The sequence below is a fragment of the Sporomusaceae bacterium ACPt genome (genome assembly GCA_041428575.1).
Lineage (GTDB): Bacteria > Bacillota > Negativicutes > Sporomusales > Sporomusaceae > Sporomusa_D > Sporomusa_D carbonis.
In genome coordinates, this window is the sequence record CP155570.1 from 3,760,287 (window position 1) to 3,775,651 (window position 15,365).

Here is a 15,365-nt window from a genome sequence, read left to right on the forward strand (position 1 = left end):
CATTACTGGCCTGGCATTTCTTCCAGCAAAACACTAATTGTCTGGTTCTTGCCGTTTCTTTGGATGACTACCTCAACACTACTGCCTACCTGCTGGCTGTCAAGGACTGCCCTAAGGTCGGCAACACTGTTGGTTTCAGCGCCGGCAACTTTAAGTATTACATCGCCCTCGCGAATTCCAGCTTTGGCAGCCGGGCCGCTTGGCGACAACTTAGCTACATAAACACCTTTTTCCAGGTTAAGCTCATAACCGTATTTAGCGGCCGAGTTCTTGTCCAACGCACCTACGCCCAGGTAGGCCCTGATTACCCGCCCTTTATCGATAATCGATTGGAGAATGGGGCGGGCACTATTAATGGGTATGGCAAAACCAATACCTTCGACACCGGTCAAAGAGATTTTGGCGCTGTTGATACCGACTACCACCCCATCGGCATTAACGAGCGCACCGCCGGAATTACCGGGGTTAATGGCGGCATCGGTCTGGATTAGCTTGAAACGGCGTTCACCAATATCGATGGAACGGTTAAGGGCGCTAATTACGCCAGCCGTCACACTGCCCTTAAATTCAAGACCAAGCGGATTGCCAATGGCGATGGCCGGCTCTCCCACCATGAGCGAATCGGAATCACCCAGTATGGCTACCGGCAAATCTTTAGCGTCAATTTTAACAACCGCTAAGTCGGTAGCCGGGTCAACGCCAATGACTTTGCCATCCAGCGTGCGGCCGTCAGCCAGGGAAACGGCAATTTCTTGCGCGTTCTCCACCACATGATAGTTTGTGGCTATGTAGCCTTGGGCATCGAAGATAACACCTGACCCTGTTCCTTGTTCCACAAGCACTTTGCGGTTAAAAATATCGCGGGCAAAAGCTTTGTTAGTAATGCCGACAACAGCCGGGCCAACCGCTTGAGCCGCCCTGACAATGGGCGTGTTGCGGGCCTCTGACACCTGGGCCTGGGCAGTCGGCGGCTGCAGACCTTTAAAGGGCGAGCCGGCGGCATCCGGTCTTTTTGCTTTGTCAGCAATATTGCTGCCACAGCCTACCACTAAGCTAACGCTGATAATCATGCTGATCAAAGATACGGCAATGTAGGGGGTTAACCTTTTAAACCAGTTCATGCTATCGCCTCCTTATTTAGTGTTTCGGGAAAGTCCGGAAATCTGTTCAGGATAAGTAAGATGTAAAGTAATATCCTGCCCCAATTTACACCCTTGATTTGTTAAAATATCGGCTACCGTGGTTTCTGCCAGCTCAGGGCGGTTGTTTTCCCGGCTTAAATGAGCAAGAAAAACATGAGTATGCGCCTTGCGGGCCAGCCTGGCCAGCGTCCAACCGGCATCAGTGTTGGCAAGATGACCCCGGTTGCTCATGATCCGTTTCTTCAAAGGCCAAGGATATTTGCCGTTTTTGAGCATGTCGATATCATGGTTGGATTCCAAAACTAAAACGTCAGACAAGGCCAAGGCACCTTTTACTGTGGGTGTGACAAAACCGAGATCAGTGGCAATGCTGACCTTGTTGCCGCCTGCGTATAATCTGAACCCCACGGGGTCGGCAGCATCATGAGATATGCTAAACGGCTCCACTTTTATTTTGCCAATATCTAGGCTGTCGGCAAGACTAAGGCAACAGTCATCAGGCAGCTCTGCCCGGCAATACATAGCCTGCCAGGTATCAGGACAGGCGTAGGCCGGCAGGCGGTATTTTTTTAAGAGTGTCGGCAGACCATTGACATGATCACGATGCTCGTGGGTAACAAGCACCCCGTCAATATCTTCGATCTTAGCGCCAATTGCATCCAGCGATTGCTTGATACGCCGGGCGCTGATGCCGGCGTCAATCAATATTTTAGTGTCATCCATATCAACGAATATAGCATTTCCGGTACTGCCACTGGCCAAAACATGAATTTGCATAACTACCCTCTTTTAAATAAATAGCCGATTTTTAACAAGTAATTATTCGACCAAATGGCGGTAAATCCTTTTAATTTGCTATAAACATTCCGGGGGCAATTTAGCGATAACATCTGTGCTAATGCCTGAAGGCAAAGCAGCCAGCAAAATGGCGGTAATTTCTTTAAGGCGCACCGGTGATTTGGCTTCAAAACGCAAAGTAAACAACGGCTCAGTCACCGAGGCGCGAATCATACCCCAACCGTCGGCAAACTCAATCCGTACACCGTCAATGAGATTAGGGCGGTAACCGGCCAGCCTGTCAGCCACTCCGGCCAGCACTTTGTCTTTATCCGTACCTGAGTAGGGAACTCTGATATCCGGAGTAAGTAAATAGTTGGGAATAGCATCAACTTGTGCCGCCAGACTCCCCCGGCCGGCTACCAGCTCACAAACTTTGAGGGCTGAAAACATGCCGTCGTCATAACCTAACTCACGGAAAAAGAAATGACCGCTTATTTCGCCGGCAAACAAAGCATTTTCTCCCATAAAAGCAGCCTTGCTAAACGTATGGCCGGCACGGGCCATGACTGCCCGTCCCCCGGCTTTGGCTATTTCCTCAGGTACAACCATCGAACATTTAGCATCATATACAACAGTGCCTGGCTGTTGGGCCAGGTAGTGGCGGGCCAGTAGTACCATTATATCATCATTATCCAGCGGACGGCCGCTTTCATCAACAAAACCCGCCCGGTCACCATCACCGTCAAAGCCTACCCCCAGGGCCGCGCCGTTGGCACGAACAACCTCGCCAAGAGCAACAAGGTTTTCGGCCAACGCAGGATTCGGCGGCCGGTGGGGAAACCGGCCGTCTGGCGTGCAGTTGAGTTCAATTACTTCATACCCCAGCCGTTTAAATAGTTTGGGCGCGATCGTCGCCGTAGCGCCGTTGCCGGCGTCGACAACTACCTTCAAATTGCCTGGCCGGGCTTTGCTTGCCGTATATTCTATGTAATCGGCGACCAGGGGCCGGCATGTCACAAAACCATCGCCATGAGTCCTGGCGTTCTGCTCGACCATGCGGCCGATCTGGGCGATATCCGCCTCGGTGACAGGACTCAAACCCAGTACTAACTTGAAACCGTTATACCGAGCCGGATTATGCGAGGCGGTAACCATTACACCGCCTGCTGCCCCAGTGACTTTAAGCGCATAGTAAAACACCGGAGTAGCCACTGTCCCGATGTCAATGACCTGACACCCGGATTCAGCCAGTCCGTCCAGCATAATGCGCTGCAGACGGGGAGTTGACAGCCTAATATCGCCGCCTACCACTACTTTTTGTCCGGAAAGTTTAACGCCGACGGCTAAAGAAATTCGCCTGGCCATAATATCGGTAAGGTCTTTACCTGCTACGCCGCGTATATCACAAGCTTGAAAAATATTCATATTTTCTCCTTTCGTATATACGAAAGACTTGGCTTGCGCCAAGTCCTTCCTGTCCATATTGTATCACGTCGGCAAATCAGCTTCAACTAACTCACCTTATCCGACCGTAATGTCCGGGAAATTGTACGCATGCTTGAAGGCACCCGGTACGGAGAAGCTACCGGTGAAGGCGTGCCTGCCGGCTGGGAGCCAGGTATGCCGGGAATTAAGCGCGGCTTTAACAAAGCAGGCAAGTATTGACTATTTTTCCAGCATATGCACGGCACAGGTAAAACACGGATCAAATGAACGTACGACTCGTCCGGCTTCAACCAGACCGGCGCCCTCAGCCACCGGCGTACCGATAAGCGCCTGTTCGACCGGCCCGCGTATACCGCGGCTGTCGCGCGGCGAAAAATTCCAAGTTGTCGGTGTTAATACCTGATAATGGGTTACTTTATTCCGCTTGTACTCCATCCAATGCCCAAGCACACCCCGCATCGCATCAGTCAGCCCGACGCCCGAACCGGCGTCGGGTGGCGTGTAAGGCTGATAACTGGGAGAGTTGGGTACTATTTCATTGAGAAAACCTTGCGCTAATTTGCATATTTTCAGTGTTTCCTGCGCCCTGGCCACCAGTCTGTCCATTACCGAGACACCGCGCCGGTAATCGCCGTTAATGAAACCCCGGGCCAGCGGCCCGCACTCCAGCGGCATTTCCCGGTACCGGGGCGCTTTAACCCAGGAATATGCCTCAGGTTTATCGGCGTCAGGGTTAGTAACACCCTGGGCGGGCGGGCGGCGCCCGGCATCGTCCTTGTACCAACTGTAGCGGATTTCTTCGACAAAGTAATTGACGTCAAGAGGCTCTACCTGACCCTTATTTACAACCAGGCCGGGTTTAAACGCACGTTCCCCGGTTACCGGCGAAGGAAACATACCGACTGAAAAAAAGTTGCCGTAGCCGGCGCCGATATGGTAATAGTCTTGATAATACTCACCGATCGTCATAACATCGTTGATAAAATATTTTTCCACCCAATCGGTGACTTCCTGAAGAATGGCGCTGTAGGCCATAAGCCGTTCGACCGAAGCCCGCTCGGTGATGCCTGTTGGTATAATACTCTGTTGAAGAGGGGCCTTGGCCCCAAATACGGCCATGGCCTCATGGGCCCGTACGGCCTTGAGCGCCGCTTCTTGAGCGTGCCGGAGCAATTCGTCATTAACCTTGGGCGGCAAGCGGAAATCAGCCTGGGGACGCGGGGTATACGGCGGCATATCCGGCCCTTTCACATAATCATATAATACCAAAACATAGAAATGCCGGAGATTATTCTGAATAATATCAGCCGCAAATATTAAGTTGGTTAGAAGTTGACCGGCAGGTGTCGGCACAACGCCGAAAGCCTGCTGCTGAGCCATGCTGGCAGCTATGGCATGGGCCGAAGAACAAATGCCGCAGATGCGCTGGGTAAATAACGCCGCATCGCGCGGGTCCCGGCCCTGGAGCATATTCTCCATCCCCCGGAATAAATGGGCCCCCAGCCAGGCATCAACGATCTTGCCATTTTGAACTTCGACATCGACCCGGAGCGGCTCATGAATGCGCGTTACCGGAAAAATTGTTTGGACAGCCATGTACTACCTCCTGTGTTTTTGCCCCGGCCGGAAAAAATCAACGACTTTCTGGCGAAAAGTTTTGGGCAACTTACGTTTAGCCTTAACCCGCGCCAAAGTTTTGCTCTCACTAATGAGCGCATTCTGCTGACGGATCAGGTCGTCAAGTTCCTGCTTAAGCTGTTCTAAATTCTCGGGCGGTTCAGACTCCTTGGGAACGGTGCCATCAAGCCAGTTTTTGCCCACCCGCTTGGCGACAACACCTGTGACCAAATGGGCGCCGACTGCGGCTGCCCCCAGCCCGGCGGCTGCCAGGCCAAATTTCTTGACATTAAGCGCTCCCAGGGGAGTCTGGAGGTCGGGCAGGTGGTTATAAAACGGCATAGAACTGTCAGGAAATCCGGGATTGGCGCAACCGATACAGGGCGCCCCCGCTTTAACCGGCCAGTTGACATAGTGATTCCACTGCCGTTTGGGGCAGTCGGCATGAGTAACCGGACCTTTGCAACCTACCTTAAACAAGCACCCGCTCTCACCGGGAAAGGATGCGAAAATGCCGTCTTCAAATTGCTGGCGGCGCTGACATAAGTCATGGATGGTCTGCCCGAAAAACATTTTGGGCCGGTTATAACCGTCAAGCTCAGGTATACCGTACATAATAAGATGGCTAAATGTTCCGGTTACCCAATCGGGATTGATCGGACAGCCTGGCACATTAATTACCGGCTGTTTAATCACCTCCCACACTCCTTTGGCGCCGCCCTGGTTGGGATAGGCGGCCGAAGGCCCGCCGAAGCAGGCGCAAGTGCCGACGGCAACAATATATTTGGCTTTCGGGGCAAATTCTCGTACAGCAGCCAGCCCGGTAACCATTTGATTGTCGCGCATAAATATATTGTTGTACCGGCCGTTGTCGGCCGTCATAACCGAACCCTCAACGACCAGCCAGAAGTTACCGGCTTCTTTTTCCACTGTATCCACTAACGCCTGCACGGCCTGTTGCCCCTGAGCCGCGTTAAGCAGCCAATTATAGCGCATATCCAGCATATCGGCAAGTACTTGATTCAAATTAGGGTTAACAGCATTATCCAAAGAAATCGAGTTACCGGTGCAAGAACCAAGTTCGAGCCAGATTACGGGCGGTTTGGTCAGCTTACTTTCGGCAAATGCCTGGCGCATTATCGGCGCAAGTTGGTCAGTCAAACTGGTGGTCAACACCGCCGACATGCAAAGTTTAAGAAATTCCCGCCGCGTAAGCATTAACATCCCCCCTTGGGCATTAGTCATCGTTAATTTTCCCAAATTTGGTTTTTTTATTTAATAATAGAAAAGAGACGGACCTAGCGGCACGTCCCTTTTCTAGTTAGCAGCCCGCACATACTGCTTCATATTCCCTTTAGCCCAGGCGTTAACCAACGACTCATAGGTGCCGTAATCCATGCCCAGAGCCTTTTCAATGGCTTTGTCCACTTTCACGCCGGCCTTAAGGGAACCCAGTACTTGGTTAAGCTTGGCATCGCCATGGACTTCGTCAATATAGCGGACTAACGCCAGCGACTGACGGTAAGCCAGTGCCTGGTTAGGCAACCCGTCAAAATTGCCGTCAAGTTCGGCCATGGTATACAGTTTGCCACCTAAACCGTTATCGGCTGTCACCCATTCGTAACCATTAACCCGGTATTCAACATATTGCGCCAGACCTTCGGTAAACCAGCGCGTGTAATTACCTCTGGTCATATAGTCAAGCACCAAGTGGGTATATTCATGGACAATCGGGCCGTTTACCATAAATTCGGCAACCGATTGACTATCCTTCATCCAGGCTTTAGGCGACAAAATTTGAATAATCCCGCCCCAGTAAAAACCCATAGCACCGGCGTCCCCTGCCCAGCCATAAGCTTGTTTCATAGCTTGACGGTCAGGGTAAACCAAAATCAGAGTTTTACCGCCTGGCGCATAGTTAAGCGCGGCAGTCACCGGTTGATACGCAGCTTCAGCTGCCTGCGCCACCATGTCGATGGTATCGGCATCTTTTTCCGTATATCTAATAATAAAATGCGGCGTTGTTTTAGCCAACATGTCTCTGGTCTGGTAATTGACTTTCATCTGCACTGCCTGCCGCACCAGCGGGTACAGCCACATTTGCGGCCGGCAGGGCACCACGCTTAACAGCAGACCGGCCAAAGCCAGACCTACAACCACCGGTGCGCCGCCAGGAATCATTTGTAGAATATTACGCATTGACTGCCCCTCCTTTCATACGAGCAAGCAGAGGACATTATATCATGCGTACACATTTATGACTACAGGATTTTTATGTAAATATAAAAACAGCGCAATGTTGCGCTGTTGTAATTTTGATACACTATAATTATGTAACTTTAATGCCTATAAATCAATAAGTCCCGGCCGCCGGTATATCCCCGTTCATTATGGTCACACCGGCACTGGTTCCCAACCGGGTAGCACCGGCCGTGATTAACTCCAGTGCCTGCGCACGGGTACGAATCCCGCCCGCAGCCTTAATGCCGATTTTATCTCCTGCCACCTGTTTAAATAATGTAACATCTTCCACAGTGGCTCCACCCCGGCTAAAGCCTGTCGAGGTCTTAACAAACTGCGCCCCGGCCGCGAGAACTGCCTCGCACGCACGGCGTTTTTCTTCATCATTCAATAAACAGGTCTCAATAATAACTTTTACTGCCGCACCGTCTGCCGCCTCAATAACCTGCCTAATGTCGTATTCCACGATATCCCACAAGCCGGCCTTGGCAGCGCTAATATTAATCACCATGTCCAGTTCACTCGCCTTGCGCAGTACCACTTCCCGCGCCTCAAGCACCTTAGCGGCTGTAAACGTCGCGCCCAGCGGAAAGCCAATGACGGTGGCTGTTTTTACTCCTGTCCCGGCTAAATGATGGGCAGCCAAATCAACATATATTGGATTTACGCATACGGCGGCAAATTTATACCGCGCAGCTTCCTCGCACAACCGGATAATATCCTCAACCGATGCTTCCGGTTTGAGAAGAGTATGGTCAATATAGCTTGCCAAATTCATCACAGCCATACCTGTCACCTCCTAGCTTGGCGTTGAAGCTTTTCTCTGACATTCAGGGCAGGTACCATAGAAATAAAACTGCTGACCTGTAATGGTATAATCGGTCTGAGCTGCCACCTTGCCGACAAAATCAGCAGCATCAACACCATGCAAGTCATCGACACGGCCACAGCACATGCAGCGGACATGGGGATGATTGGTAGTATCGGCATCGTAACGGAAACTATCTTCACCGACATTAAGTACCTGCACCAAGTCTAGTTCTTTTAAAATTTCAATAGTTTTATACACTGTCGCCAAGCTCATTGTCGGATAAATTGGCTGAAGTTCATTATAAATCATTTCGGCACTGGGATGGGCTTTGGTGGCAGCCAAAGCATTATAAATGGCAAGTCGCTGCGGGGTGACCTTAAACCCCTTATCTCGCAACAATGAGGTAACGCAAAATTCCACTAAACATCCCCTACCCTTAGTACATATTACCAGCGGAAAATAGTTATTGGATAATTCTTGTTTAATTTTAACTTGCCTAGTGAGTACTGTCAAGGGATTTTTAAGAAGCAATAGCAAAAAAGTAAGCCCCGCTGCCAGCGGGACTTACTTTTTTGCTATTGAGCCTGGTTGCTGAACTTGGACCTAGCTTGCGAGATCTCTTGGGGACTGGCATTTTTGACATCGTAATAGCCTTTTTGCTGCATGAGGTCAAAAATTTGTTTTTCCTGGCTGTGAAGATCACCCAAAATAGTCAGGTAATCGCGGCGAAGAGCGTCGCCGGAAGCCTCAAGGGCATAAGTGTTGACAGCCACTGCCGTATGCTTGGTTTCATTAAGAGCTAACTGCAAGAGATCGCGGTCAGACAGACTCATGTCTTGTCCGGCCGTACCGGTCTTCGTAGTTTGCCCGGATTGTTGCCCCATTTGTGCCACAACTTTCACCTCAAATTATTGTAAATTTTGACCTGCATTTAGATGTTTGCTCATTGTTTGAAAATGTTGTCGGCTCTTTTGGCCGAGCTGTTGGAAAAGTTGCTTAGCCTGGGAATCCTGTACATTGCTGGCAAAGTAATTCATGGCCTTGGCGCAGCTTTGTTCCATACCCAGGAAGTCTTCCAAGTGCATCAGTTCTTTTGATGATAACACCGGTATCCCCCCTTTCGGTTTTTCAACAATAGCATGCACCAGACCTGTATAAGCTATTCTACAATTGAAGCATTTGCCCGGAATAGTTAGCGCCGCTAATACTCCCGCTTCTTTAAGCTGCGGGAAGCGGCGCTAAGTTTCCGGATAAGTTCAACTAAAGCCCCAAAGGGCGTTTAAAACTTCTCTAGGGAAATTCACTTTATCGGTGACTGCTGATAACACTCGACACGATTACGCCCTTGTTGTTTAGCCCGGTATAACGCCTGGTCAGCCGCGTCGACAAGCTCGGTCTTGGGATTTCCCCATTTAATATGACTCTCGAAAGTAGCCACTCCCAGACTTATTGTAACAGTAATCACCTTGCCGTCTGCTTCAAATTTGGCGGTCGCAACAGACTGCCGGAATGCTTCAGCCAGGGCAGCCGCTCCCGCTAAGTCGGTCTCAGGTAAAATTACGGCAAATTCTTCGCCGCCGTAGCGAGCGCTTATATCGGTAGAACGAAAACGCTCTTTGAGCATAGTTCCCATTTGTTGCAAAATTCCGTCACCGGCCAAATGACCCCAAGTATCATTAACTTTTTTGAAAAAGTCAATATCAAGCATAATCAGGCTTAGCGGACGATGGTAATTTAACGTACGGCTGATTTCGCGGTCCAGACAGATCTCAAACTGCCGGCGGTTGGCCAGACGAGTCAAAGGATCAGTAAGCGCCATAGCCTGGAAGTGGTCACACAAGTAAGCACGTTCAAGACCAATGGCTGTCTGACGGGCAATTGTACTCAATATCAATTCCTTGCCAGGTGGAATTTCCTGTAAAGGATCGTTCCAGCCGAGCACGATAAGTCCCTGCAAAATACCACTGGCTAAGAGCGGCAAAATATTAAGACGTCTTGACATAAGCACCGACATGGTGATCAGGCCACGCCCCGTTTCCTCGGCGGCGCTGCCTTCCATGGCGCTTAGGCCGCTCCAGGGCCAGGCCATTTTGCCGTCAGAAAACACTCGCTGCAGGTGATTGATCTCCTTTTGCTCAAAGCCGTAGACAAATACCGGCTCGGTATGAATGCCGTCATCCCTATGGTGCATGATAAAGGCCACAACGCCGTCGGCCGAAAACAAATTATACAGTTTTTCAGCCACTCGAGTCATAATGGCAGCCGGCGACTGCTGGACTGCCAAATCCTTGACAATATCATAAAGCAAGCTGATTTCAGCAAAGCTTTCCACCGTTGTCTCGTAAGCCCGGGCATTTTTAATTGCTTCACCGGCATGATGAGAAAATACACTTAAAAACTGGGCGTCATGTTGCGTAAATTGCTTTTCATTGCGCGAGAAAATTTCAAGTACGCCGATAACATCGCCATTATGTCTGATTGGCGCGCCGACCATTGATTTTAACCCAGCCTGATATAAGCCATCTACCATCCGCTCAGGGTAATTAGTAATGTCACCGATAACTACCGATTTTTTATCGGTAAACACCTTACCCATAAAACTATTGTCAGGATGATTTTTTTCTTGCGGCTTGAAACTGCTCATATAAGCAACAATTTTTAGCATATTATCTTCGGCTAGCGCCAAATAAACATGATCACACTGAAAGACTGTAGCCGTAGCTGAAACTACCTGCTGCAGCATGGCTTCAAGGTCATGCTTGGAAGCCAAGGTAGCGCCAAGTTGAATAAAAGCCTGCCGCAATATGCGTTCACTGTCTTTGGTTTCTTTGTATAGGCTGACATTTTTTGTAACCATGCTCCTGAGAGCCCGGTTCAGGCGGGCAATGCGCATATACGGACGCAAAACAGATGTCTGCAAAAGCGACTGTAAAATATAATAATAGGAAATTACTTTGTAAATGTGACCAATTAGGTTAAAACTGTCGTGTGCATGTGAATCTAAGATAAATGCCATACCGGCGCCTAAACTGAATACCAGACTGACCCGCAGGAAGAATACCGACTGTTGGGATGGGTTGCGGCGACCGTACATATAAATAGCTAAAACGTTTAGCAGCATAGCAGTATATTCAATGGCCAACTTCTCGGCAGTGGGGCCTGATCCGGTCACAAACATCGGGATTAACGCATTTTCAAACAGTATTACGGCTACTATGAGCGCAGCTGCAATAACACAGGTAATGGTTAAAAGGTATATCCTGTGAAAAACCGGATTTTTACTGCGCCGGGGGATATATATGGCTAATAGCAGCCCGGCGCTGGATAACAGGCGGCTGATAACCCAGTAAGTGGACGCTTTATTTTCATTATTGGCAGTGATAAAATCCGGCATGCCTTTATAGGACAACATATGGGCAAAATCCAGCAGGCCAACCGCCAGGAACACCATGGCAATCACTAAGTCGCGGCTATTATTAGTCTGGGGCCAACCGTACCATACTACGGTAAAAATACTTAACCCTAGGGCCAGGCAGGTTACTTCAATAATGGTGTGTAGTACCAGGTAAATATCATTAGGGTAAACTATATAGAAAACTCCCGGTATCCAGGAAAGCAACCCTAATACTCCAAATAGTACTGACGTAAGCGCCGCTAGTTTAACATTTGCTTTAAGTGTGTTTACAAGCAGTGACATAGTCCCCCTCCCATTCCAGACCTAATAGCATCTGGTAAAATATCTGCTACTAACATAATATGCCTGGACAAGCGGTGGTGTGCTTTTCAGCGCATATGGGACCGAAGTCCTAGATAACTAGGACTAGAATACATTCCTTTTCCGACTTAATATTATGTATAATAATGGTAGAAAGATTAGAGGAGATGGGCTTTCCTTATGCTTATCAGCGAGATAAAAGCCGGCATGGTACTGGCAAAGGATATTGTTGATGCCAAGGGTAATTTGCTCTTACAACAAGGCATTGCCCTTACGGAATATTACATAACACGCCTAAAGCAGCTGGGATTAAGTAACATCCCTATCTACGACGCATATGCATCTGAGCTAAAAAAAAATACTGTCGTTTCCCCTGGTCTCAGAGAAGAACTGACTCATTGTTTCCGATCCTTATTTAATATCAAAAGTCATGATATATTAAATCCCCGGCTACGAACGATGTATTTAAAACAAATTCAGGCCGTCGTTGGCAAAGCTATTGATGAAACGGGAGAAAACTTGCCGCAGATTATCAACATTCAGGTGCGCCAACCAAGCGAAGATGAGGTAGGCCACGCCGTTAACGTTTGCCTGCTCTCGGTTATCACCGGACTCTATATCAAGCTGCCGCGCCCTGTTCTGATGGATTTGGCGCTGGGAGCGCTTTTTCATGATTTGGGTAAATCAATTGTGCCTACTATCGACGGTCCGGGCACCGACCATAGCCGGTTGCACACCGTCTACGGACAACAGTTGCTGCTAAAGAATAAAATCAGTTCCATTGCCGCCCGTATTGCGGCTGAACATCATGAACATTACGATGGTCAAGGCTACCCTTCAGGGCTGTCCGGCAAGAAAATTCACCCTCTCTCCCGGCTGGTGGCTATTGCTAATTATTTTGACAACGCCATGACTGCCGCCAGCAAAACAGGCGCTAAGCGCCAGAATATCCTTGATGATATGCTGGCAGGCGGAAACACCCAATTCGACATGTATCTGTTACGGGCGTTCTTCCAAACCACACCGCTGTATCCGGTAGGCAGCTTAGTCAAGCTTAATAATAACAAAATCGCCTATGTCATAAAAAATAAAACCCGCTTCACCACCACCCCCACCGTGCAGATTGCCGGGTGGAAAACTGGCGCAAGCGGTCTTGCCGTTACTGACGATATTATTGATTTAGCGTTCCAACCCAATATCACCATTGTCGATGTAGTTGCCGAATAAACCTTCATATCAAAATCGCATTGTCGCTACGCTCTTCGCAATGATTGACAAATCCCGGCCAGTCATTACGGAGAGCGTAGCTATCTTATTCACTCGCAATTATCGGTGATCGTGCCGTAAGAATATTGTCCAGACAGTTCAAACTGGTATAATATAAACGAATACAACATTAATGAAGATGGTGAACTTATGCTTAAAACCGATATTCCTGTAATTATTGCCCGCGAACTCAATGTTAAGCCTCATCAGGTCACAGCGACCATGAATCTCTTAGATGACGGCAACACCGTACCGTTTATCGCCCGTTACCGTAAAGAAGCTACCGGCGAGTTAAACGAAGAACATATCCGTACCATCGAAGAACGCACCCAGTATCTCCGGAATCTTATCAAACGCCAGGAAGAAATTCTGGCAAGCATTGAGTCTCAGGGCAAACTAACGCCTGAGCTTGCTGATGCAATTCAAGCAGCCACCAAACTGCAGGAACTGGAAGACCTCTACCTGCCCTACCGTCCCAAGAAAAGAACCAGGGCCCAAATCGCCCGGGAAAAAGGCCTTGAGCCCCTGGCTGAAACCATTTTAGCCCAGCAGATTACCGACGGCAACCCGCTGGATATTGCCGGCGCCTATGTAAATGACGAACATGAAATACCCACTGCCGAACTAGCCCTGGCCGGCGCCCAAGACATCATTGCAGAAACAGTCAGCGAGCAGGCTGACCTCCGGGCACTACTCCGTAAGGAACTGTGGCAGAAAGCCGAGATTGCCAGTCAACTTGCCGTCGAAGAAGCGGCCGCGAAAGAGTTCCTAATGTATAAAGAGTACCGGGAACCGGTCAAACGTATACCTTCTCACCGCATTCTGGCCGTCAACCGCGGCGAAAACAAAGGAGTACTCAAAGTCGACCTGATTGTCGACCATGAAACGAATATTAATCTTCTGGCCCGCAAGATTATTACCGGCAACTCTATTTTTAGCCAAGTCATTCGCGCTGCCATTGCCGATGGCTACAAGCGCCTGCTGTTTCCGGCACTTGAGCGTGAAATCCGGGCTTTGCTTACCGAAAATGCCGAAACTCAGGCCATCCGCGTATTTGGTCTTAACCTCCGCCAATTACTTTTGCAAGCGCCGCTTGCCGGCCATACCGTCATGGGTCTCGACCCCGGTTACCGCACAGGCTGCAAAATGGCGGTGGTCAGCCCGACCGGTGCAGTACTTACAACCAACACGTTATACATTACTATGAGTGAACGGCAACGCGAAGAAGCCGCGTCCAAGATGCTTGAAGCCATAAAAGCACATGGAGTAACACTTATTTCCATTGGCAACGGCACAGCTTCCTACGAAACCGAAGAATTTACCGCCAACCTGATCAACACCCACAATTTGAATGTTCATTACCTTATTGTCAACGAAGCCGGCGCCTCGGTCTATTCAGCTTCCAAATTAGCCAAAGACGAATTGCCTGATCTTGATGTTTCGTTGCGGGGCGCGGTGTCAATCGCCCGCCGGGTGCAAGACCCGCTGGCCGAACTGGTCAAAATCGATCCCAAGTCAATCGGTGTCGGTCAGTACCAGCATGACGTAAACCAAAAAGAACTGAGCAGCACGTTGTCTAATGTTGTGGAATCGTGCGTTAACCATGTCGGGGTTGAGCTCAACACGGCCTCACCGGCGCTGTTGACCTATGTGGCCGGCATCAATGCCAATGTAGCCAAAAACATTGTCGCTTACCGCACGGAAAACGGCCGGTTCCAAAGCCGTAAAGAACTACTCAAAGTAGCGCGGCTGGGCCAATCAACCTTTACCCAGTGCGCTGGTTTTTTGCGCATTGCTCAGAGTGCCAATCCTTTGGATAACACACCTGTCCACCCCGAATCATATCAACTGGCTGAAGCCATCCTGGAAAAACTAGGCTTTACGCTTAACGACCTGGCTGATAAAGACAAGCTGGCCACCTTGCAGCAAGCGGCGCCAACCGCCGACGCTGCTGCACTGGCCGACGAACTTAACGCCGGGGAACCCACTGTGCGCGATATCCTGGCGGCACTAGCCAAACCCGGTCGCGACCCGCGCGAAGACGTACCTCCGCCCCAGACCCGTAAAAATATCGTCAAACTGTCGGACATTACCCCAGGCACCATTGTTAAAGGCACAGTCCACAATGTTACCGACTTCGGCGTATTTGTCGACATCGGCATTAAAGTTAACGGCCTCATCCACCGCTCCGAGCTCAGCCACAAACATTTCCGCCATCCCATTGACGTCGTTTCAGTTGGCGACATTATTGACGTAATGGTGATCAGCGTCGATGAAGAACGCCAGCGCATCGGACTTAGTTTAAAACAGGTGCAGAAATAGTTAAAACCCCGTATCCCAGTCTGAG

Annotated in this window: 13 protein-coding genes; 2 read left to right on the plus strand and 11 right to left on the minus strand. The window is 49.7% G+C overall.

All coding sequences use genetic code 11. From position 1 onward, the window contains the following. Nucleotides 1–2: 2 nt before the first annotated feature. The 11 genes from SCACP_RS19250 to SCACP_RS19300 all read right to left on the minus strand — a co-directional run bounded on the left by SCACP_RS19250 (nt 3) and on the right by SCACP_RS19300 (nt 11,734). Complete coding sequence (locus SCACP_RS19250; protein ID WP_425059103.1) at nt 3–1,121, minus strand: S1C family serine protease; 1,119 nt, start codon at nt 1,119–1,121, stop codon at nt 3–5. Between the two features lie 12 nt (nt 1,122–1,133). Further along, nucleotides 1,134–1,919: an MBL fold metallo-hydrolase gene (locus SCACP_RS19255; RefSeq protein WP_425059104.1), complete on the minus strand. Its 786-nt coding sequence runs from the start codon at nt 1,917–1,919 to the stop codon at nt 1,134–1,136. A gap of 78 nt (nt 1,920–1,997) precedes the next feature. Beyond that, complete coding sequence (locus tag SCACP_RS19260; protein ID WP_425059105.1) at nt 1,998–3,347, minus strand: phosphomannomutase/phosphoglucomutase; 1,350 nt, start codon at nt 3,345–3,347, stop codon at nt 1,998–2,000. A 240-nt stretch (nt 3,348–3,587) separates the two neighbouring features. After that, complete coding sequence (locus tag SCACP_RS19265) at nt 3,588–4,964, minus strand: nickel-dependent hydrogenase large subunit (protein WP_425059106.1); 1,377 nt, start codon at nt 4,962–4,964, stop codon at nt 3,588–3,590. A gap of 3 nt (nt 4,965–4,967) precedes the next feature. Further along, the gene (locus tag SCACP_RS19270; protein ID WP_425059107.1) at nt 4,968–6,203 is read right to left on the minus strand and encodes a hydrogenase small subunit; all 1,236 of its coding nucleotides are present in this window, start codon (nt 6,201–6,203) and stop codon (nt 4,968–4,970) included. Nucleotides 6,204–6,302: 99 nt separating this feature from the next. Beyond that, nucleotides 6,303–7,184 (minus strand): peptidase MA family metallohydrolase, encoded by an 882-nt coding sequence (locus tag SCACP_RS19275; RefSeq protein WP_425059108.1) that lies wholly within the window; start codon nt 7,182–7,184, stop codon nt 6,303–6,305. A gap of 154 nt (nt 7,185–7,338) precedes the next feature. Continuing rightward, nucleotides 7,339–8,004, minus strand: coding sequence for a deoxyribose-phosphate aldolase (deoC, locus tag SCACP_RS19280; protein WP_425061453.1), 666 nt, complete (start codon nt 8,002–8,004; stop codon nt 7,339–7,341). Nucleotides 8,005–8,025: 21 nt separating this feature from the next. Then, nucleotides 8,026–8,457, minus strand: a complete 432-nt coding sequence (locus SCACP_RS19285; protein ID WP_425059109.1) for a Fur family transcriptional regulator — start codon at nt 8,455–8,457, stop codon at nt 8,026–8,028. Nucleotides 8,458–8,612: 155 nt separating this feature from the next. Then, complete coding sequence (locus SCACP_RS19290) at nt 8,613–8,939, minus strand: spore coat protein (protein WP_425059110.1); 327 nt, start codon at nt 8,937–8,939, stop codon at nt 8,613–8,615. A 6-nt stretch (nt 8,940–8,945) separates the two neighbouring features. After that, nucleotides 8,946–9,182 carry a ferritin-like domain-containing protein gene (locus SCACP_RS19295; RefSeq protein WP_425059111.1) on the minus strand — a complete coding sequence of 79 codons (237 nt, stop codon included), beginning with the start codon at nt 9,180–9,182 and terminating at the stop codon, nt 8,946–8,948. Nucleotides 9,183–9,337: 155 nt separating this feature from the next. Next, on the minus strand, nt 9,338–11,734 hold the full coding sequence (locus SCACP_RS19300; protein ID WP_425059112.1) for an MASE3 domain-containing protein: 2,397 nt from the start codon (nt 11,732–11,734) through the stop codon (nt 9,338–9,340). Nucleotides 11,735–11,932: 198 nt separating this feature from the next. Between SCACP_RS19300 and SCACP_RS19305 the strand changes: the two genes are divergently transcribed. Both SCACP_RS19305 and SCACP_RS19310 read left to right on the plus strand, forming a co-directional pair. Continuing rightward, a complete protein-coding gene (locus tag SCACP_RS19305; RefSeq protein ID WP_425059113.1) occupies nt 11,933–12,979 on the plus strand; it encodes an HD-GYP domain-containing protein in 1,047 nt (348 codons plus the stop codon). 189 nt (nt 12,980–13,168) lie between these two features. After that, the gene (locus SCACP_RS19310; protein ID WP_425059114.1) at nt 13,169–15,340 is read left to right on the plus strand and encodes a Tex family protein; all 2,172 of its coding nucleotides are present in this window, start codon (nt 13,169–13,171) and stop codon (nt 15,338–15,340) included. The last annotated feature ends 25 nt before the right edge of the window (nt 15,341–15,365 follow it).

Excerpts from the sequence above, each read along its gene's own strand:
- SCACP_RS19250 (WP_425059103.1), bottom strand. The coding sequence starts at position 1,121 with ATGAACTGGTTTAAAAGGTTAACCCCCTACATTGCCGTATCTTTGATC.
- SCACP_RS19255 (WP_425059104.1), bottom strand. The coding sequence starts at position 1,919 with ATGCAAATTCATGTTTTGGCCAGTGGCAGTACCGGAAATGCTATATTC.
- SCACP_RS19260 (WP_425059105.1), bottom strand. The coding sequence starts at position 3,347 with ATGAATATTTTTCAAGCTTGTGATATACGCGGCGTAGCAGGTAAAGAC.
- SCACP_RS19265 (WP_425059106.1), bottom strand. The coding sequence starts at position 4,964 with ATGGCTGTCCAAACAATTTTTCCGGTAACGCGCATTCATGAGCCGCTC.
- SCACP_RS19270 (WP_425059107.1), bottom strand. The coding sequence starts at position 6,203 with ATGCTTACGCGGCGGGAATTTCTTAAACTTTGCATGTCGGCGGTGTTG.
- SCACP_RS19275 (WP_425059108.1), bottom strand. The coding sequence starts at position 7,184 with ATGCGTAATATTCTACAAATGATTCCTGGCGGCGCACCGGTGGTTGTA.
- deoC (WP_425061453.1), bottom strand. The coding sequence starts at position 8,004 with ATGAATTTGGCAAGCTATATTGACCATACTCTTCTCAAACCGGAAGCA.
- SCACP_RS19300 (WP_425059112.1), bottom strand. The coding sequence starts at position 11,734 with ATGTCACTGCTTGTAAACACACTTAAAGCAAATGTTAAACTAGCGGCG.
- SCACP_RS19305 (WP_425059113.1), top strand. The coding sequence starts at position 11,933 with ATGCTTATCAGCGAGATAAAAGCCGGCATGGTACTGGCAAAGGATATT.
- SCACP_RS19310 (WP_425059114.1), top strand. The coding sequence starts at position 13,169 with ATGCTTAAAACCGATATTCCTGTAATTATTGCCCGCGAACTCAATGTT.